This is a genomic window from Aeribacillus sp. FSL K6-1121, assembly GCF_038003725.1.
In the GTDB taxonomy this organism is placed as follows: Bacteria; Bacillota; Bacilli; order Bacillales; family Aeribacillaceae; genus Aeribacillus; species Aeribacillus composti.
This window is the reverse complement of the sequence record NZ_JBBOPS010000001.1, coordinates 2,525,207-2,546,183: the sequence shown is the minus strand read 5'-3', so window position 1 is coordinate 2,546,183 and position 20,977 is coordinate 2,525,207. Positions and strand designations below refer to the sequence as shown.

16 protein-coding genes and 1 riboswitch are annotated in these 20,977 nt (G+C 39.9%); of the genes, 14 read left to right on the top strand and 2 right to left on the bottom strand.

The annotated features are described in order from the left end of the window. The 12 genes from NSQ61_RS12390 (at position 1) to NSQ61_RS12335 (ending at position 16,042) form a co-directional block, all read left to right on the top strand. Positions 1 to 819 carry an ABC transporter permease gene (locus NSQ61_RS12390; RefSeq protein ID WP_063389266.1) on the top strand — a complete coding sequence of 273 codons (819 nt, stop codon included), beginning with the start codon at positions 1 to 3 and terminating at the stop codon, positions 817 to 819. Beyond that, positions 820 to 1,614 (top strand): ABC transporter ATP-binding protein, encoded by a 795-nt coding sequence (locus NSQ61_RS12385; RefSeq protein ID WP_186439255.1) that lies wholly within the window; start codon positions 820 to 822, stop codon positions 1,612 to 1,614. 34 nt (positions 1,615 to 1,648) lie between these two features. Then, entirely contained in the window at positions 1,649 to 3,340 is a 1,692-nt protein-coding gene (locus NSQ61_RS12380) for a methyl-accepting chemotaxis protein (RefSeq protein WP_340807173.1), read from the top strand. A gap of 136 nt (positions 3,341 to 3,476) precedes the next feature. Beyond that, positions 3,477 to 3,599, top strand: a riboswitch (guanidine-I (ykkC/yxkD leader). Between the two features lie 62 nt (positions 3,600 to 3,661). After that, a complete protein-coding gene (locus NSQ61_RS12375; protein WP_340807170.1) occupies positions 3,662 to 4,375 on the top strand; it encodes an urea amidolyase associated protein UAAP1 in 714 nt (237 codons plus the stop codon). Between the two features lie 100 nt (positions 4,376 to 4,475). Continuing rightward, the gene (locus tag NSQ61_RS12370) at positions 4,476 to 5,126 is read left to right on the top strand and encodes an urea amidolyase associated protein UAAP2 (RefSeq protein WP_066246812.1); all 651 of its coding nucleotides are present in this window, start codon (positions 4,476 to 4,478) and stop codon (positions 5,124 to 5,126) included. 43 nt (positions 5,127 to 5,169) lie between these two features. Beyond that, positions 5,170 to 8,808, top strand: coding sequence for an urea carboxylase (gene uca, locus NSQ61_RS12365; RefSeq protein WP_339229662.1), 3,639 nt, complete (start codon positions 5,170 to 5,172; stop codon positions 8,806 to 8,808). Next, positions 8,805 to 10,577, top strand: a complete 1,773-nt coding sequence (atzF, locus tag NSQ61_RS12360; RefSeq protein ID WP_144598064.1) for an allophanate hydrolase — start codon at positions 8,805 to 8,807, stop codon at positions 10,575 to 10,577. Before uca ends, atzF begins: the two co-directional genes overlap by 4 nt. A 638-nt stretch (positions 10,578 to 11,215) precedes the next feature. Then, entirely contained in the window at positions 11,216 to 11,764 is a 549-nt protein-coding gene (locus NSQ61_RS12355) for an SAR2788 family putative toxin (RefSeq protein ID WP_130156700.1), read from the top strand. A 28-nt stretch (positions 11,765 to 11,792) separates the two neighbouring features. Then, complete coding sequence (locus tag NSQ61_RS12350; RefSeq protein WP_144598063.1) at positions 11,793 to 12,311, top strand: DUF7878 domain-containing protein; 519 nt, start codon at positions 11,793 to 11,795, stop codon at positions 12,309 to 12,311. Positions 12,312 to 12,589: 278 nt separating this feature from the next. Continuing rightward, the gene (locus NSQ61_RS12345) at positions 12,590 to 13,108 is read left to right on the top strand and encodes a DUF7878 domain-containing protein (RefSeq protein WP_144598062.1); all 519 of its coding nucleotides are present in this window, start codon (positions 12,590 to 12,592) and stop codon (positions 13,106 to 13,108) included. Positions 13,109 to 13,896: 788 nt separating this feature from the next. Beyond that, positions 13,897 to 14,796 carry an ABC transporter ATP-binding protein gene (locus tag NSQ61_RS12340; protein ID WP_144598061.1) on the top strand — a complete coding sequence of 300 codons (900 nt, stop codon included), beginning with the start codon at positions 13,897 to 13,899 and terminating at the stop codon, positions 14,794 to 14,796. Further along, positions 14,789 to 16,042, top strand: a complete 1,254-nt coding sequence (locus NSQ61_RS12335; protein ID WP_063389255.1) for an ABC transporter permease — start codon at positions 14,789 to 14,791, stop codon at positions 16,040 to 16,042. Before NSQ61_RS12340 ends, NSQ61_RS12335 begins: the two co-directional genes overlap by 8 nt. Positions 16,043 to 16,309: 267 nt before the next feature. Here the strand turns inward: NSQ61_RS12335 and NSQ61_RS12330 are convergent, their stop codons facing one another. Then, positions 16,310 to 17,935 (bottom strand): methyl-accepting chemotaxis protein, encoded by a 1,626-nt coding sequence (locus NSQ61_RS12330; protein ID WP_094245152.1) that lies wholly within the window; start codon positions 17,933 to 17,935, stop codon positions 16,310 to 16,312. A 206-nt stretch (positions 17,936 to 18,141) separates the two neighbouring features. Between NSQ61_RS12330 and NSQ61_RS20315 the strand changes: the two genes are divergently transcribed. Continuing rightward, a complete protein-coding gene (locus NSQ61_RS20315; protein WP_375338799.1) occupies positions 18,142 to 18,225 on the top strand; it encodes a putative holin-like toxin in 84 nt (27 codons plus the stop codon). On the opposite strand, the gene NSQ61_RS12325 is transcribed toward NSQ61_RS20315, so the two are convergent. Then, positions 18,194 to 18,364: a hypothetical protein gene (locus NSQ61_RS12325; RefSeq protein WP_158640191.1), complete on the bottom strand. Its 171-nt coding sequence runs from the start codon at positions 18,362 to 18,364 to the stop codon at positions 18,194 to 18,196. The genes NSQ61_RS20315 and NSQ61_RS12325 overlap by 32 nt on opposite strands. A gap of 290 nt (positions 18,365 to 18,654) precedes the next feature. Between NSQ61_RS12325 and NSQ61_RS12320 the strand changes: the two genes are divergently transcribed. Further along, complete coding sequence (locus tag NSQ61_RS12320) at positions 18,655 to 20,724, top strand: bifunctional aldolase/short-chain dehydrogenase (RefSeq protein ID WP_066246794.1); 2,070 nt, start codon at positions 18,655 to 18,657, stop codon at positions 20,722 to 20,724. Positions 20,725 to 20,977 lie beyond the last annotated feature (253 nt).

The window sequence follows — 20,977 nt, the reverse complement described above, 5'->3', positions numbered from 1 at the left end:
ATGGAGCTTCAAAAAGGAAAAAGGCATCAATGGACATTATTCAAAATACGCGAGGATATTCCGAAAAAATGGTATTTTACTGGGGTATCAGCTGCTTTTATCTTGTTATTGCTCATTTGGATTTTGCTGAGCAATTTAAAACTTGTGGATGAAGTATTTCTTCCGACTCCCGCAGCTGTTGTGGGCTCTTTCTTTGCTGCCCTTTCAAGTCCGGAGTATTGGGGAGAAATCGGGATTAGCGTCTACAGAGTTTTTATGGGGTTTTTACTGGCATGTCTGTTAGGGATTCCGCTCGGAATATTGGCTGGCACTTTTAAGCTTGCAGAATCGGTTATTTTGCCCGTCTCTGAGTTTATCAGGTATATGCCGGCAGCCGCTTTTATTCCACTTATTATGGTTTGGGCAGGAATTGGGGAGACAGCAAAAATTTTAGTGATTTTTATCGGAAGCTTTTTTCAGCTCGTTTTAATGGTGGCAGATGACACAAACCGGATTCATAAAGACCTACTTTATGCCTCCTATACTCTTGGAGCAAACCGCTGGCAAGTCATCTCAAAGGTTATCATCCCTGCAATGCTTCCGAAATTAATGACAACTATGCGGCTGATTATGGGATGGGCTTGGACGTATTTAGTTGTAGCAGAGCTGGTGGCGGCAAACAACGGTCTTGGATATTCGATTATGAAAGCGCAGCGTTTCATGGATACCGAGTCCATCTTTGTCGGAATCATTGTTATCGGGCTGTTGGGACTTATTATTGACAGATGCTTTGCCTACATTAATAAAAAATTATTTCCATGGGCGGAAGGAGGAAATTAAATGTTGAATGCTATCAAAGCTGAAAAAAATCTTCGCCAAGAGAAGATTGAAATAAACATTCAAAATTTGTCGAAAGTGTATAAAACGAATAATGGCTCCTTTCAAGCGCTGGAGAATGTTTCTTTGTACGTAAAAAATGAAGAATTTGTTTCCATTCTTGGACCGTCGGGATGCGGTAAGTCGACCATTTTGAGAATTTTGGCAGGTTTGGAGGAGCCGACATCAGGCAGTGTGCAAGTATCCGGTGAAGAAGTGAAAGGACCAAGTGCGAAACGAGGTATGGTCTTTCAGTCTTATACGTTGTTTCCTTGGTTGACAGTAAGAGAAAACATAGAGTTTGGCCTCAAGCTAAAAGGAATGAAACAAAAAGAGCGTAAAGAAATTTCCGATCGATATTTAGAGCTGGTAGGACTGGAAAGATTTGCGGATTCCTACGGCAAAGAATTGTCCGGCGGCATGAAACAACGTGTGGCTATTGCAAGATCGTTGGCCAATAATCCGGAAGTGTTATTAATGGATGAACCTTTTGGAGCGCTTGATGCACAAACAAAGCAATCCATGCAGCAATTATTGTTGGATATTTGGAAGAAGGAAAAAACAACCATTGTGTTTATAACGCACGACATCGATGAAGCCTTATTCTTATCCCAGCGAATATATGTCATGGAAGCAAGACCGGGGAGAATTCTCGAAGAGATTGATGCGGATTTGCAATTATTTCAAGATGGGGAGCTTGTGGATGTAGAGAAATTTATGAATGTAAAAAAACATATCATTTCTTTATTAAAGCATTAGTAAAAAAAATACAGAAGGATCGGAAGGGCTGTTGATGATGAAGATACGAAACAAACTGCTCCTTAGCTTTGGAACCGTTTTGCTAATTGTCCTGCTCGCCTTTCTTATTGTTTACTCTACTTTGCAGGACGTTTCCAAATCCTATTTTAATTTAGCAAATACCGATATGAAAAAATTGCAGCTTGCCCACCAGATTCAATTTGAAGACCTTGCGTTAACAGATGCGGTCAGAGGGGTGATTATCGAACCGGATAATACGGCCGAAAGGGAAAAGTACAATCAGTTTGCAAAGCAAATTGATCAACATATTAAAGAAGTGACTCCGATGCTGGATGATTCCAGGACGAAAAAAATTTTCCACGATCTAAATATAAATAATCAAAAATTAGTTGAATTAGAAACGCAGATGATGGAATTGGCCGGGGAAGACCGCCAAAAAACGCTTGCTATTTTTCATGGTGAATATGCGGATATTCGCGCTATTTTTAGTTCCAAACTGGAAGAATTCAAACAAATTGAGACAGAACGGATAACCAAGAAAATTGCGGAAGATGAAAAATTAATAAGAAAAAAAATCATGGCGGGTGCAGCGGTATTTATCACAGCACTGTTTGCAGGAATTTTAATTGCAATATTTATTTCTAAAAGAACCACCCGGCCATTGTGGAAAATTGCAAATAAATTAGAGGAATTGGCGCGAAATAAAGGAGATTTAACAGCTAGAATCCATATCACGAATAAAGATGAAATTGGAAAGCTGGCGACGGCATTTAATAGAATGCTGGAGAACCTGCAAAAAATGATGCTAAAAATAAAGGAAACGACAGATGAAGTTTCCGCTTCAGCACTCGAGCTTTCTGAAGGTACTAAAAACTTTGCGGAAAGTACAGAACAGATCACGATGGCAGTTCAAGACATTGCTTCCGGAGCCGGTGATCAAGGGGACATGGCGGATGAAAGCTCACATGCGGTGAATAATATTGCCAATGAAGTTCAAAAAATTGCATCGTCATCTTCTTTCGCAGCAGAATCGGCCTTGACCACATCGAAAATCGCAGAAGAAGGAAACAAATCAATTGTCAAAGCAGTCAAGCAGATGGAATTTTTACAAAAATCCGTTGATGAAGTGTTTATTAAGATTGAGGAACTTGGCAAGCTTACCGACGAGATAAAAAAAATATCAGATGTCATGGCAAATATAGCGGAGCAGACGAATTTATTGGCTCTAAATGCTGCAATTGAGGCGGCGCGTGCAGGGGAACAAGGCAAGGGTTTTGCTGTTGTAGCAACGGAAGTTCGAAACTTGGCGGAAGAGTCAAAACAATCTGCGATTCAAATAAATGAAATGATACAGCATGTCCTCTCCATTGCTGCTGCCGCCGTGGAGAATATCGATAAAGGAAGGAGCGATCTAAAAGAGGGTAAAAGGGTTGTTGATGATGCTGGGCGCGCTTTCCATAAAATTTTAACATCAGTTGAGAAAGTAACATGTCAAATACAAGAGGTTTCCTCATCTGTCCAGCAAATGTCAACAGGAGCTGATCAAGTTGCTGTTTCTATCGGACAATTGGCTGACATCGCCAAAAAATCATCAGCTCATTCACAAAATGTGGCAGCCTCAACGGAAGAACAACTGGCTGCAATTGAAGAATTTACAGCAACGGCAGAAAATCTCTCAAATGTAGCAAAAAAACTGAGAAACATGATCGGGGAATTTAATGTTTAACATTGTTTTTATCTATTTCCAGCATTCATTGTAAGTTTCATGTTATATTATCTAACAAAATCATTGAACAATGCTGCACTCCTTTCTATATTAATCTTAAATAAAAATTTCATAAAGGTTCCTGATCGATAGGAACAAAAAAGCTGTCTAGGGTTCCGCTGCTGCTTAAGTTTGCAGCAGGTCTGGTCCGAGAGAGAGCGTATAGAAAGCATCAAAAGATGTCTTTCTATAAACACGGAAGGATAAAAGCCTGGGAGATTTCCCTAGGCTTTTATTTTTTTACAACGATCATTAAGAAAAGTCTCAAGGGAGGTATTTTGGATGACTAAAATTTTCAGCAAAACGATCGTACCTGGAGGAAAATGGTCAGGAAAAATTGGAAAAGGAAAGCTTATTCGTTTTACAGCCTTGGAGTCTGGAGCCAATCTTTCACTTATGATGTATCATGCACATGATCTTTCAGAGCGTTATAACATGCCGGATACATTAAAAGCCCAGCACACATTTCACTTGACAAAGGGAAACGTATTGATGAGCGATAACGGCCGAGTATTGGCCAGCATCACTAGCGACAGCCTTGGCTGGCACGACACTGTTTCAGGCTATACCACAAGGGAAGGAACAGATGAGAAATATGGAAAAACAAGCTATCAAGAATTAAGAAATGACTGGCTCAGAAGCGGAGAAGAGAACTTTGCCATGGAACTTGTAAGAAACGGGCTCAGCCTGCGCGACATGGCTCCTGTCGTCAATCTGTTTTCAAAAGTGAAAACCGACGACAAAGGCAACCTTACCTATTGTTTGGATCATTGCAAAAAAAATGACACAGTAACATTAAGAACAGAAATGGATATTTTGCTGATTGTATCTAATACACCAAACCCGCTTGATCCAAGAACCAACTATCCGTCCGTTCCGGTGGCAATGGAAGTGCTTCCGGCAGAGCCTGTCGATTTGAACGATTATTGTGTAAATTATCGTCCTGAAAACCGCCGGGCATTTGAAAATACTTGGGAATATTATGCGCTTTTGTAGCATCGGGCAGGAAATTGTTTGAGTACCCAGGCTGATGCCTTTAAAGATCAACATTATAGAAAATACCGATTTAAAAATACGATATGAGGAGGAAAGGAACATGGAAAATATTAAAAAAGTAGAAAGTCCTCGAAAAGAAGAAAATGCAATCTATAACAAAATCATCCCTGCCGGGGAAGGCTGGATGCATGAACTAAATCCAGGGCAAGTTCTAAGAATTGTCGACTTGGAAGGAAACCAAGCAGTAGATACATTGTTTTACGATGCAGATAATCCGGAGGATCATTACAGTGTAACAGCCACCATTACAGGACAGAAAAATATTTACTTAACAACAGGTTCGGTGCTTCGTTCTGAATCAGGAAATGAATTGCTGAAGATTGTAGCGGATACATGCGGGCGCCACGATACATTAGGCGGTGCTTGCTCAGCACAAAGCAATACCGTCCGATATGCACATGATAAATTGCATATGCACAATTGCCGCGACACGTTTATGCTGCAGTTGTCGAAATATGGGGAGCGTTTTACAAAAAGGGACCTGGCTCCAAATATTAACTTCTTCATGAATGTTCCGGTTACAGAAGATGGTCATTTAGAATTTGCTGATGGAATCTCTTATGCCGGAAGTTATGTGGAATTATTATCCCTTCGGCGGACATTGGTGCTGATCAGCAACTGCCCGCAATTAAACAATCCTTGCAATGCTTACAATCCAACAAAAATACAAGTGCTGATTTGGGATAAATAAACAGAATCAACTAGGATACGGATGCGTCAGGGGGGAGTACAAAATGTTTAAAAAAATTCTGATTGCCAATCGCGGGGCAATAGCCGTCCGGATTGAACGGACGCTTCGCAAGCTTGGAATTCTATCGGTTGCTATATATACAAAGGCGGATCAAGACAGTTTACATGTAGACGAAGCAGATGAAGCTATTTTAATAGGAGAAGGCCCGGTCAAAGACAGCTATTTGAATGGAAATTTAATCATAAAAGCTGCCATTGAGTCAGGAGCCGATGCCATTCATCCCGGATATGGATTTTTAAGTGAAAACGCAGATTTTGCCCGCTTGTGCGTACAAAATGGAATTACGTTTATCGGACCTTCACCTGAACAGATGGAGATATTCGGATTAAAGCATTCTGCCAGAGAAATTGCAAAAAAAGCCAATGTTCCTTTATTGCCGGGAACGGACCTCATCACCGATTTGGATGAGGCGGTAAAACAAGCTGAACATATTGGTTATCCAATTATTTTAAAAAGCACGGCAGGAGGCGGAGGCATCGGAATGCGCGTTTGCGAAAATGAACAGCATTTGCGCTCGGCATTTGAGGCGGTACGTCGTCTTGCTGAAACAAATTTTAAAAATAAAGGAGTTTTCCTGGAGAAATATATCGCTAGAGCACGCCATATAGAAGTTCAAATTTTTGGAAATCGATTTGGTGAAGTGGTAGCTTTAGGCGAACGAGACTGCTCTATTCAGCGCCGCAATCAAAAAGTTGTGGAAGAAAGTCCGGCCCCTCTTTTGTCCCAGGAAGTCAGAAAAGAAATGTTCGCAGCCGCCATCCGATTGGCGGAAGAAGTTGGATACCGGAGTGCAGGCACCGTTGAGTTTTTATATGATCCTGAAACAAGCTCCTTTTACTTTCTTGAAGTGAATACAAGACTTCAAGTGGAGCATGGTGTAACAGAAGAGGTCTTTGGCATCGATCTTGTTGAATGGATGATACGTGAAGCAGCAGATGATCTGCATGAATTGCATTCCTTAGTAAAAGAGCCGAAAGGGCATAGCATTCAAGCGCGTATTTATGCGGAAGATTGTTTGCATGAGTTTCGGCCGAGCGCCGGACAGATTGATGAGGCAAAATTTCCTAAAACAGCTCGAACGGAAACGTGGGTAAGAAACGGAATCACGGTTACGACTCTTTATGATCCAATGCTGGCGAAAGTGATTGTTCGTGGAAAAAACAGGGAAGAGGCGATCGGAAAACTCATACAAGCGCTAAACGAAACGAAATTGTACGGTATTACAACCAATCTCCACTACTTGAAAGCTTTATTGAAGGAAAAGGATTTTATAAAAGGAAATGTATACACCCGTTTATTAAACCATTTTCAACCTAGAGAACATGCACTGGAAGTATTGGACGGAGGAATTCAAACAACTGTTCAGGATTGGCCCGGACGCATTAAATATTGGAGCGTAGGTGTGCCGCCTTCCGGTCCAATGGACCAGCTCTCGTTCCGGATTGGAAATAAACTTCTCGGGAACAGAGAAGGCGCCCCTGGTCTTGAAATGACATTGCGCGGGGGATCTTATCGTTTTCGAGATGATATATGGTTTTGTATTACAGGTGCCGATATGCAGGCTAAGCTTGACGATCAGCCCGTGCCGATGTATGAACCTGTTTTGGCAAAAAAGAACCAAGTATTATCATTTGGTGAAGCGAAAAGGGGAATGCGGACTTATTTATTAGTAGCAGGCGGTTTTGACATGCCTGAAGTTTTAGGAAGCTCCTCCACATTTACGCTCGGCGGATTCGGCGGCCATGGCGGACGCGCCTTGCGCACTGGCGATGTGCTTTTGGTCAACCGGGGGGCTGTTGTCAAAAAAACGAAGGGGCTTCCAGCTGAATATAGACCGATCATGACGAATAAATGGACGATAGGCGTCATTCCGGGCCCTCATTGTACAAGCGAATTTTTGCAGCCGGATTATTTGCAGCAATTAACTGAAACAGAATGGGAAGTGCATTTTAACAGTTCGCGCACAGGCGTCCGGTTAATGGGCCCAGCCCCGAAATGGGCAAGAGAAGACGGCGGAGATGCAGGTTTGCATCCATCAAATATTCATGATAACGCTTATGCAGTGGGAACGCTTGATCTAACAGGCGATATGCCGATTTTACTGGGACCTGATGGACCTAGTTTAGGAGGATTTGTCTGCCCAGTTACGACGGCTTCAGCTGAGTTTTGGAAAATTGGGCAATTGCATCCGGGCGATATCGTCAAGTTTCATTTGTTGTCATTGGAAGAAGCGGAGGAACTTCGAAAAAAACAAGAAATGTTTATGCAAAAAATTGAAAATGGCAGTTTGTACGGATTTCAACCTTCTCAACTTCCTGCCATTAATCCAAAAATTACAGCCGACGATTCAATTTTGGCTCAAGAACAAACATCTCGAAACATTCCAATTACGATTCGTTCAAGCGGCGACGAAAATTTGCTGATTGAGTACGGTTCAATGGATTTAGACCTGCTGTATCGGTTTCAAGTACATGCTTTAATGCAAGCGATACAACAAAAAGGCAACATCCCTTTCCTTGATTTAACGCCGGGCATTCGGTCTTTGCAAGTGCACATTGACCCATCGAAAATGTCCGTTCGCGAGGCTTGTCAAAAAATTTTAGAAATTGATCGCGAGCTTCCGCCGCTGGAATCGATAAAAGTCCCTTCACGTATTGTTCGGCTGCCTCTTTCCTGGGATGATCCGGCTACTCAATTGGCCATTGAACGCTACCAGAAAAACGTCCGTTCCGATGCTCCGTGGTGTCCGAGTAATTTGGAATTCATCAGGCGCATAAATGGCTTAAAAAGCATTGATGATGTAAAGAAAATTGTATTTGATGCAAAATATCTTGTTTTAGGATTAGGTGACGTCTATCTTGGCGCTCCAGTAGCCATTCCAATTGATCCTCGGCACCGTTTAGTCACAACAAAATATAACCCTGCCCGGACTTGGACGCCTGAAAATGCGGTAGGAATTGGCGGTTCGTATTTATGTGTATATGGAATGGAAGGTCCTGGAGGCTATCAATTTGTCGGCCGGACGATTCAAATGTGGAATAAATTCCGGACAACGAAGAGTTTTGAACAAGGAAAACCTTGGCTATTGCGGTTTTTCGATCAAATTCAGTTTTACCCAGTAGATGCGGAACAGTTGCTGCAATTGCGGGAAGATTTTCTTAGAGGAAGGTTTGAAGTGGAAATAACAGAAACAGCGTTTGATCTTGGCGAATATTTAAAATTCTTGGATTCGATCAAAGATAGTGCCGAAACTTTCCGCATGCGGCAGCAGGAAGCTTTTCAAGCAGAGCGAGAACGGTGGAAGCAGCTAGGATTGGCGGAATATATATCAGAGCATGAACCAATGAAAGAAGGGCAAGAGGAAAATATCCCTCCAGGTGCTGAGGTTGTTCGTTCTTCCATGCCTGGAAGTGTATGGAAAGTTCTTGTGTCTCCTGGACAGCAAGTTAAGAAAGGCGATGTTCTGATGATTGAAGAAAGCATGAAAATGGAGTTTCCGCAGCTGGCCCCGTGCGATGGACAAATAGTAAATGTTTACGTGAAACCAGGGGACGAGGTGCAATCAGGACAATTGATTGTCAGCATTTTAAAGCAGAAAGAACGAGAGGAGGTTCTCAAATGAAATCGGTCAAACATTTTCCTCAACCTTTGACGATTGCGCGGTTGAGAGAGATGTACCTTAACAATGAATTGACTCCCGAAGAAGTAGTCGTTGAAATCATTCATCGAGTTAAACAAGATGAGGATATGAATATATGGATTACCCCTCCGGCAATGGAAAGAATTCAGCCTTATCTAGACAGGCTTGCTTCACTGGATCGGAAAAGCTTGCCATTATGGGGAATTCCATTTGCTATTAAAGACAACATTGATTTAGCCGGGGTTCCGACAACTGCAGCTTGCCCCCAATATGCTTATATACCAGAAAAAAGCGCAACAGTGGTTGAGCGGTTAATTGCAGCAGGTGCAATCCCATTAGGAAAAACAAATTTAGATCAGTTTGCCACTGGGCTTGTCGGTACAAGAAGTCCTTATGGAGAAACGAAAAATGCCTTAAAAGAAGAACTGATCAGCGGGGGATCAAGCTCTGGATCTGCGGTGGCCGTTGCACGAGGCCATGCAGCGTTTGCACTCGGAACGGACACTGCTGGGTCCGGACGAGTGCCGGCAGCCTTAAATCGCTTAGTCGGATTTAAGCCGAGCAGGGGAGCCTGGCCGACCGCTGGAGTAGTTCCGGCTTGCGCAAGCCTTGATTGTGTGACAGTTTTTGCGCACAATTTGCAGGATGCATTGGAAGTTGATCGAATTGTGCGCGGCGAGGATGAAACAGATCCTTGGTCACGCTATTTCCCGAACGTATCGCCGAAAAGTCCGAGCAAAATTTGTTTGCCGAAACAACCGCTTTCGTTTTTTGGCCCATTTCGTGAAGGATATAGGAATGCATGGATGAAAACGATGAAAAGATTGGAACGTTTGCGTCTTCCGATTGAGTATATCGATTATGATTTGTTTTCCGAAGCGGCGTCTCTTCTTTATGAAGGTCCTTGGGTGGCGGAAAGATGGGCGGATTTAGGTGATTTTGTGAAAGCAAATACAGAAGATGTGTTTTCCGTTACGGAAAAAGTCCTTTCTTCCGGAGCTTCTCCTGATCATACGGCAGCATCAGCTTTTCAAGCGATGCACAGGATCCAATCAATCAAGCATAAAGTGAAAAAATTGTTAAAAGATGCAGTATTAGTTTTGCCTACTTGTGGCGGTACTTGGACGCGCGAACAAGTTAGGCTCGATCCGATTCGCACAAATAACGAAATGGGAAAATACACCAATCACTGTAATCTTTTGGATCTGTCGGCAATCGCCATTCCGGCAGAGGATGCGGAAGCAAATGTTCCTTTTGGCATGACGATGTTTTCGCTGGCAGAACAGGAAGGATTGATATTCGGACTTGCTTCTCAATTTTTAGGAGAGATTCTAACAGAAAATTTTCAACCGCAAAAAAATACGACTTTTGTTGCCGTCTGCGGTTTGCATATGAGAGGGTTTCCGCTCGAAAATGAAATGCATCAATTCGGCGGCAAATTCGTATGTGAAGCAACAACTGCTCCTAATTACCGGCTGTATAAGCTGCCTACGGATCCTGCCAAACCTGGGCTTATCAAAACAAACCACAATGGCGCCTCCATTCAATTGGAGATATGGGAAATGCCATTAGCTTCATTTGGTGCTTTTACAGCATCTATTCCAGAACCTTTAAGTATAGGAACAGTAGAACTGATCAACGGAAACAAAGTGCCGGGCTTTCTTTGTGAAGCGTATATAGCCAATCAAGCGGAGGATATTACAGCTTTTGGAGGATGGCGTTCCTATTGCCTGAAAGAACTCAATTCATAATACAAAAGCCGTCAAACATGTTGGCGGCTTTTTCACGTTCAAGCGCAAAATTCTAATTTTAAGAGATTGACAGGATGGAGTGACTGAACTATTTAGATAAAATCGACGTGTACGTACAGTGTATTAGGAGACAGAAAGTTAGCTGCATACTTCTGTTTTGTTTATTTTTTAAACTGTAAAATACGACTTTTACCTCTGCTGGTTACTTGAATATTGAAAATACCAATGTATCAATTCATTTCCAAATTGCTTGAAAAAATAGTATTTCCTCTTAGTTAGATTTATTACATAAAATTTTAAAATATTGTATTTAAATTACAATTTTGGTAAAATTACTATATATTGTAAAAATAACTAGGGGGTGTGGGAATTTATAAAAATTAAGAAAACTATTTTTTTTATAATATTCTTCATCTTCTTAGCTTCATGCAATCATCAATTATCCTATGATCAAAAAATTGATTGTAATCAGAATTGGGCTCTATGCTCCATACAGAAGGAATATGCTGATCCTAACTCTTTAACAGACACACCTATAAAAATTGCCATTATTGATAGTGGAATTGATGAAGAAAAGGCTCGTGTCAAAGTATCAAAAAGGTTCAACGAGAAAAATAATCAAATAGATTCATACGGACATGGTACAGCGGTTGCTAGTATCATTAGAGAATGGAGAAATCATTACTCAACATTTTGATGTAGTGTTGCAAGAAATTGACGGCACCGATTTTATTGCAACACTCATTGATCAAGATACTGGAGAATCTTACCAGATCAATACCATTGATGCTCAAGCTTCGGTTCTGCCGGCGGTTATAATCGGAGTAGTTGCAAAACATGGAATCAAGTATGCCATAAAAAAATTTGGAAAAAAACTTATCGTTAAGTCGATAAAAAGCTCTAAAGCCGTTCTTAACACATTTGCAAAGGCAGCCGTTAAAGCAGCAAAAAGTAAAGTTTCCAAATTCAATGTAAGTAATAAGCATTTAAAAAATGCTGGAGGTAATTTTTCTAAATTCAATACTACTGATAAAAGCCAAATACGTAATTGGGTTAAAGAAGGATTAAATTCTAAGAACGCATCTTATTCTTTAAATCCAGAGGAAGAAAAAAAGAATGCGGATTTGTCATTTGTAGTTATAGCGGACCTTGGTAAAGTAATAGGTACAAAAGGTCAGAAAAAATAAAAATTGTAGTAGGGTGGGATGGTGAAATATGGACAGCATATCCAATCAATTAGAGTTTGTCTATCACTTTACAACCGATGAATCTTACATTCCTAAAAAGTGGAAAAAAGATTCTGCTATCGTACTTAGAGTTGATGGAGATTTTGACATAAAAGTAGATGGAATCTCCTATTTCCGAGATGATATCGCATTGTTGGAGTTTTATTTATACCTAGAGAGATGGCTCGCCATTATCGAAAGTGGCAAATATGATATCCCGGAATTTCATTATTATACTCTTGAAATTGACGAAGATGAGCCGTTAATTTCAATCATCCCTTTTGACAATAACGATAAGGCTCGACTCACTTCTATTTGGAGAAAGGAACCGTTTGATCCTGTATTTAAGATGGATTATATAGTGAACCAATTGACAGAATTACGCGATCAATTAAAAAAAGATATCGAGGCACATTATAACATTTCAGTAGAACCGTTTATTGATAAATTTCCGATAAAAGCTTTAGCAGTTGTAGACAAAAAAAAGGGTAAGACGAAATGGCTTTAGTCATTGAACGTTACTTGTTAAAGACTATGTCAATGTTTGTAGTTGATAACATTTCTTGGGGCTGCCTATTATTTTTGAAGCCCCATTTATTTTTTCAAAAAGTGTCCGAATTATGCTAATTCAACACTACTGATAAAAGCCAAGTACGCAATCGAATGAAAAGGATTCAATTCTATAAATCCAGAGGTAGAAACAAAGAATGCTGATTTATCATTGTAGTGATAACCACTCGGTAAAACATAGGTACGAAAGAGTAATAGGGGATGGGATGGTGAAATATGGACAGCATATCCAGTCAAATAGAATTTGTCTATCACTTTACAACCGATGAATCTTATATTCCTAAAAAGTTGAAAAAGAATGCTGCCATTGTGCTTAGAGTTAGTGGAGATTTTGACATAAAAGTAGATGGAATCTCCTATTTCCGAGATGATATCGCATTGTTGGAGTTTTATTTATACCTAGAGAGATGGCTCGCCATTATCGAAAGTGACAAATATGATATCCCGGAATTTCATTATTATACTCTTGAAATTGACGAAGATGAGCCGTTGATTTCAATCATCCCTTTTGACAATAACGATAAGGCTCGACTCACATCTATTTGGAGAAAGGAACCGTTTGATCCTGTATTTAAGATGGATTATATAGTGAACCAATTGACAGAATTACGCGATCAATTAAAAAAAGATATCGAGGCACATTATAGTATTTCAGTAGAACCGTTTATTGATAAATTTCCCATTAGAGCTTTAGCTGTCATCGATAAAAAGAGAGGCAAGAAGAAATGGTTTTAGTATTCTGTAAAAAATTAGGGATACAAATCCTTTAGAGTATAGGAACAGTAGAACTGATCAACGGAAACAAAGTGTCGGGCTTTCTTTTGGAAGGCGTATATCGCCAATCGATTCGAGGATATTACAGATTTTGGAGGATGGCGTTCCTATTGCCGAAAAGAAGCCGAATCATAATGGCAAAAGTGGCTGTCAAAGTAGTCGATTTTTTCGGCTTATAGGTGCCCTTTCAATATTCAATGTTTATGTTTTTCGTTTCCAAAAGATTTTGGCTTTCTGGACAACTGCTTTTCCTATGTTTCCCTATCTTGATCATGTCCTTCGGGAATCTTATGAAGGACTTTTTCTATGCACGCCATTTTCATTCTGTCCTTCAAAAGTTATGACGGACATTCAGTATATGCAATTTCCTTTTTTTGGATTCCATCACCTCCATGAAGGACGTTTATAAATTTTATTAGATTATTTTTGTCCTTCACAGTTGTATTTCTTTAAAATCCATCTCAGTTCGGATTCTAAAATCAAATCAGTGAACCTTTAAGTAATAAAAAAAGGTTTCTGCCTTTTTGTTCATCTCAACATTTATTAAATGGAGAGATGCTTCCAAAAGTTTGAACAACTTTTGTGAAGCATCCTCCTGTTTTAATTATGTGGTTTAAATATTTTTAACATAGTTTTCATGTCATCATTGTCACTAACGATGTTTCACTTGTGAGTTAGACAGAAATTTAAAACGATACTGAACTTTTTTCTTGTTTGATCCGTATTAAAAGATGAGAGGAGGAAAATACATGACGTTGAAGCTAGAGCAAGTGACGAAAAAATTTGGCGATTTCACCGCTGTGGATAAGCTGTCTTTATCCATTCCGGAAAAAGAAATGTTTGGTTTTTTAGGGGCAAACGGTGCCGGAAAAACGACAACATTTCGCATGATTTTAGGGCTGCTGGCACCAACTGAAGGAACCATTACATGGAATGGAGAAAAAATTGATTATAGCACGAGCCCGTATATCGGATATTTGCCCGAAGAGCGGGGATTGTACCCGAAATTAAAGGTAAAGGATCAGATTGTCTATTTAGCCAGATTAAGAGGGATGAACAAAAAAGATGCGCTGAAGGAGCTGGCAAATTGGCTCGAACGGTTTAAAGTGCCGGAGTACGCTGAAAAAAAAGTCGAAGAGCTGTCGAAAGGAAACCAGCAAAAAATTCAATTTATTGCTGCTGTCATACATAAACCGAAGCTGCTCATCTTGGATGAACCGTTTAGCGGATTGGATCCGGTCAATGTTGAGCAATTGAAAGAGGCTGTCATTGATTTGAAAAATGCCGGTACATCCATTGTGTTTTCCAGCCATCGGATGGAGCACGTTGAGGAATTATGTGAACATTTATGCATATTACATAGGGGAAGCCCTGTAGTTCATGGGTCGCTCAAAGAAATTAAACGTTCCTTTGGCAAAAAAAATCTCGTGATTCATGCGGATTTTGATCTCAATTTCTTGAAGGATTTCCCAGGTGTCGTAAAAGCCAAGACAACAGTTGAAGGGATTCAATTGCAAATTGAAAGAGAAGAGACCGCACAACAATTGTTACAGGAGATTGTCGATAAAGGATTTATTCGCAAATTCCAAATAGAAGAGCCTTCATTACATGATATTTTTATAGAGAAAGTGGGTGCGGCCTATGCATAACTTTTGGACTGTTTTGTTCCACACTTATTTTACCAAACTAAGATCGAAGCAATTTATCATTTCCACGGTTATTACATTGCTTATTATTCTAGTTTTGGGAAACATATCAAAAATTATTGATTTTTTTAATTCTGGTGAAAATCAAGAACGCCTTGCAGTCATTGATCAATCAAATTCTTTATTTGAACCGTTTAAAAAGCAATTAAAAGAAGTTAATCCGGACATTCAATTGCAAAAAACTAATGCTTCCGAAGAAGAGCTGAAAAAGAATGTATTAAATGATGAGATCAAAGGGTATCTCGTTTTATCTTTAAATGATGAAAACCGGCCGATGGCGGTATATAAAGCAGCGTCTCTTGCAGACTCAACCGTTCCAAACGATTTGCAATATGCCCTCCAACAAGTGAGCATGGTATGGACAGCAGGTCAATTGAAATTAACGCAAGAGGAACTGATGAAGCTGAATGCGCCAGTATCTTTTGAAATGGAAGCGTTGAATGCCAACGCAAAAACGGTGGAAGAATTGAATCAAGCGAGAGGTCTCGTATATGTACTTTTATTTGTAATATATTTTGCAGTGATCATGTATGCAAATATGATTGCGATGGAGGTAGCAGTAGAAAAATCTTCTAGAGTGATGGAAATTTTAATTTCCAGTGTTCCTCCTATTACACAAATGTTTGCGAAAATTTTAGGTGTTGCTCTATTGAGTTTAACGCAGCTTGCCTTATGGCTTATTGTCGGCTACGTTTCCATTAAACAAAATTTAGAATCGATGGATGGAGGATTTTTCTCTTTCTTTGGATTCCAAAACACGTCGTTGTCGACCATTCTATATGCAGTCATTTTCTTTATTTTAGGCTATTTATTATATGCGACGATGGCTGCCTTTCTAGGCTCGCTGGTCAGTCGTATAGAAGATGTTCAGCAGTTGATCACTCCGATGATTTTAACGGTTGTGGCGGGCTTTATGCTAGCGATATTTGGTTTGAGCAATCCGGAAGCTTCCTATGTTACGATCACATCATACATTCCGCCGTTTACCCCGATGCTGATGTTTTTGCGGGTTGGAATGCTGGATCTTCCAATTTGGGAGCCGCTTTTAGGAATCGGTTTATTAATAGCATCCATTGCTATATTAGCTGTCTTCGGGGCAAGAGTTTACAAAGGCGGCGTATTGATGTACGGAAAATCCAATGCGCTTAAAGATATTAAAAAAGCTTTGCAGCTATCGAAAAATAAATAAAGAAGACATTACGCAAAATGGTTTTCTTTTGATTTTGAGCAGATAATAATAAACGTAGCAAGCAGCCCGATTCCTGTATACTAGGAGTTTGGCTGCTTAATTTTTTGGAAGCTTTGATAATGATGAAAATGAGTCAATTTCTGCGCAGTATTTTTTCTCAACTACCGAAGTTGGGGGAGCTCCCTTTTTCATTATTCCTGCAAATATTCGCTTCTTGACGATGTGATTTTTAATAGTAAAGAGAAAACCCCCAGTCAATCAAGACATTTATTGTAATTGAAAGCGGTTTAAAATTTTTTGAAGATGTATGACAGCATCGGAAAGAATAACCGATTCCTTTGCAAGCTCATGGATCCCTTCAATATGTTCCTCCAATGCTGCCGTTGTTTCGTTGACTGTGTTGGTGAAATCATGTGCGATTAAGTTTACATTTTCTATTAAACCTTTTAAATTGTTGCCGTTTTCACGAATGTTTATGACGTTTTCTCGATTATGCTTTAACAGAGAATGAATGTCTGAAAACATTCGCTTAAATGTCTGCATGCTTTCTTTTGTTCCAGATATAGACAAGGAAGCTTGATCAACACTTTCTTCATTTTTTTTGACGGCAGTAACGGCATGAGCTAAATCATTTCTCGTTTCTTCCAACGAAGATAAAATTTTAGCCGCAAAAGAATTTGTATCATCTGCCAGTTTGCTCACTTCTGCAGCTACAATCGCAAAGCCTTTTCCAGATTCACCTGCTCTCGCTGCTTCAATGGAAGCATTTAATGCTAAAAGATTCGTTTGCTTGGCAATTGCTGTGATCGCAGAAGCCATTTCCATCGCTTGATCCGCTTTTTTGGATACCATTTGGATGAGAGAAGTTGCCTTTTTCGTGTCATTTTCAATATTTAGCATAAGCTGTTCCGTTTTTTCAATCATTTGTTGCCCTTCATCTGCTGAACGCATCGTTGATTGAGCGTATTCAACAACACGTTCAATTTCCGATCCCATATTTGATACACCTTCTATCATCGAATTTGCCAGTTCGCTAACTTTTTTAAACGAATCGGTCTGCTGTTTGGAGCCTTCGCGGAACACTTCCATTGTTGCAGCAACTTCATCAAAAATTTCCGATAAGCGATTCGCTTCTTTTTTTTGATCTTGACTGACCTTCTTGACAGTTTTGACGGCATTGGCAAACTCGCTTAAAATCGACCGGATTCCAAAAATAATTTTATTGATTTCATAACCTATTTGATGAAACTCATTGCGTTTGCCGACAATATCTACTTCGACATGAAGGTTGCCTGATGATACAGTACGAGTGACGTTATACCATTGTCTAAGATTAGAAGTGAACGAGCGGTAAACAAAGAAGCTGTTTACTGCACTGGCGCAAATAGTTACGAAAAATAAAATAATTGCTTGACGAAAAGATAATTGCATAAATAAAGCTGTCATGAGGCAAAGAAAGCTTGGCAAAAACGATAGCATGGCAAAATTCATTTGCAAATACGGGCGATGAATGAGTCTTCCTAACCGGATATTATAACGTTTTCCAGTACTGTCTGTAACGAGCGGACAGCTCGCATCAACAAGAATTTCTCCTGTATCACGGATATACAGCTGCAAAAGCGGTTCTTTTGTTGTAGCGGCTTTTTTGCCGACCTCATCCGAAAATACTCTTCCTTCACGAAGGCGATTGGTATGTAGCGGAGAATATCCTGTTTCATCTACGACCAAAAAATATTCGTCTTGGTCCAGCCTTTCATCGAACGTTTTTCGAATTTTGTCGAGCTGTTCGGTTAGCGGAAGCTGAGGATCTAGCTGTTTCTTAATGATATCGCTTACATGCACGACTTTTTTGAGTGCTTGTTGAGCAGCTTTTTTCTTTATTAAACGGCTCATACTTCTCCCTCCCCTTACTACAAATGTATACCCCATTTACAGAATTTTCAATAATTATTTGTTAAAAATTTAATTTCTAGTAAAAAAGGAACAAATGTTCTGTTTTTTATAGATTCAAAATTTAGTATTTGATATAATGAAAATGCAATAGAACGGTAGACTCAAGGGTGGTTGGCATTTACCCCGTACAGAAAGGGGGTGTGCCGATGACAGTATTCGAAGCGTTAATGTTTGCGATCAGTTTTTCAAGCCTTATAATTACAATGCTGTCAAATCCGCAAAAAAAATAATCCACCCTTGAGTTGATAGCAGTGGTGGATTATTTTTTACCTGCTGCCTGATCCCCTTGAAGGGAACCGTCTGTTGCAGGGCCAAAGGTGTCGCAGCACCTTTGGTCGTCTGGTTGTTGATGCAATTTTTCAACTTCATTATACATTATTCCCCTCGTCTTGTAAAAGAGAGCAACTATATGATCCTGCCTGATTATATTCCCTTCATATTTTGATCCCTTTTTTTATGTTGATTTACCTTTTATTTTTCCCTTGATTGAAAAATCCCAAAATAATAGACGTGAAATCAACAAGTAAACAATATACGTTTCAAATCTTAGCTATAAATAAAATATTCAAAACAAAAAACAAAAATAAAAAAATATATTCAATAATAAACAATCATATGTTATATTTAAAATAAATAAAAACAAAAATGGAGGTCAACAGATGGTCAAAAGTTTGTGGGATTCAGAAAAAGCTAAAAAATTGTCGGAAGGTTTAGAACAGTTAGTCTACCGTTCCAATTTAATCGGAGCAGATCGCGCTGTATGCAACTGGGGCGGAGGCAACACTTCAATGAAAACAATTGAAAGCGATTTCCGCGGCCGTGAAATTGAAGTCATGTGGGTAAAAGGAAGCGGTTCAGATTTAGCGACAATGAAAGCACACAATTTTACAGGACTTAAATTGGAAGATATCCGCCCGCTTATAGAACGAGATGAAATGTCCGATGAAGAAATGGTTGCCTATTTATCTCATTGCATGATTGATCACAAGCATCCACGCCCTTCGATTGAAACTTTGCTGCACGCATTTCTTCCGTTTAAGCATGTTGATCACACGCATCCTGATGCGATTATCAGCATTTGCTGTGCGGACAACGGAAAGCAAATTGCTGAGGAGATTTACGGCAACCGATTTGTTTGGGTGCCTTACGTGCGTCCTGGATTTACGCTTTCCAAAATGATTGCTGAAGGCGTGAAAAACAACCCGAATGCAGAGTTAGTGTTGATGGAAAAACACGGCTTAGTCACATGGGGCGATACTTCAGAGGAATGCTATGCAAAAACGATTTCTATTATTAATGAAGCAGAAAACTATATAAAAGAGCGAATCGATGAAGAAAAAGCATTTGGCGGATTAAAATATAAAGCCCTTTCCAAAGATGAAAGAAAAGAAATCCTAGCGGAAATATTGCCAGTTATTCGTGGTGCTGTAAGCGATGAAAGAAAAATGATTTTAACTTGGGATGACGGAGAGGATGTTCTTCAGTTTGTTAACAGCCGAAACGCAAAGGAACTTTCTCAAATAGGCGCAGCATGCCCTGATCATTTAGTTCACACGAAGCGGGTTCCTTTATACATCGAATGGGATCCGCAAACAGAAAATAAAGAACAATTAAAGGAAAAAATAAAAGAAGGAGTTTCCAATTATAAAAAAGACTACAAAGCTTATTTTGAGCGGAACAAAAACGAAGGGGACAAAATGTTTGAAGCTGCCCCTAGAGTAATCTTAATTCCTGGTATTGGAATGGTGAATACAGGGAAAAATGAAAAAATGTCAAGGATCAGCGGAGCTCTTTATCATCGCGCCATCGCTGTCATGAAAGGGACAGATGCGCTCGGGAAGTTTGTCTCATTAAACGAAAATGAGTCTTATAATGTAGAATATTGGCCGCTTGAGCTCTACAAATTAACGCTTGCTCCACCAGAAGCAGAATTTTCGCGCAAAGTGGCTTTTGTCACAGGCGGTGCAGGAGGAATTGGCAGTGCGACGTGCCGACGTCTAGCCAGCGAAGGCGCACATGTTGTCATTGCTGATTTAAACATCGAAGGAGCAGAGGAAAAAGCTAAAGAAATTAACGAAAAATATGGCGAAAATCGTGCAATTGCCGTCAAAATGGACGTAACAAAAGAGGAAGAAGTGCAAGCTGCCTTTAAAGAAGCTGCCCTTGCCTTTGGCGGAGTCGATATTATTGTCAACAACGCTGGACTTGCTACATCCAGTCCGTTCGATGAAACAACTTTGCAAGAATGGAATTTAAATATGAACGTTCTTGGTACAGGATACTTTTTAGTAGCTCGCGAAGCGTTTAAACAAATGAAGGCGCAAGGTATTGGCGGGAATATGGTATTTGTTGGCTCGAAAAATTCAATTTATGCTGGAAAGAATGCGGCTGCTTACAGTGCTGCAAAGGCGCTTGAAACTCATTTGGCAAGATGTATTGCTGCTGAAGGCGGCCAATACGGAATACGTGTAAACTCCGTTCTTCCGGATGCCGTTCTTCAAGGCTCTGCAATATGGGATTCCAAGTGGCGTGAAGAGCGTGCAAGAGCTTATGGAATTTCACCGGATGAATTAGAAGATTATTATAAAAAACGAACAACATTATTAGTAAATGTGTATCCTGAAGACATTGCAGAGGCGATTGCATTTTTTGCATCTTCTAAAGCTGAAAAAACAACCGGATGCATGATCACAGTTGACGGTGGTGTTCCAGCGGCATTTACTAGATAATCTTTCAACAATACAAAAGAGCAATAGCCTATTGGCCATTGCTCTTCATGAAAATTCTCCACATAACAGTTATCGGTTATTATAACGAATTCGTGAATAAGAAAGATTTAATCATTGCAGCAGGTCATCCCCCTTCAACAACGTACGGAGACTTAACCATCAGGAGGCTTTCGGAAAGCGGAAAAGGGCATAAAAACCTTTTCCGCTTTAAAAAATAATAGATGCGCTGTGAGAAAACTGCTTTGAGCCTGAT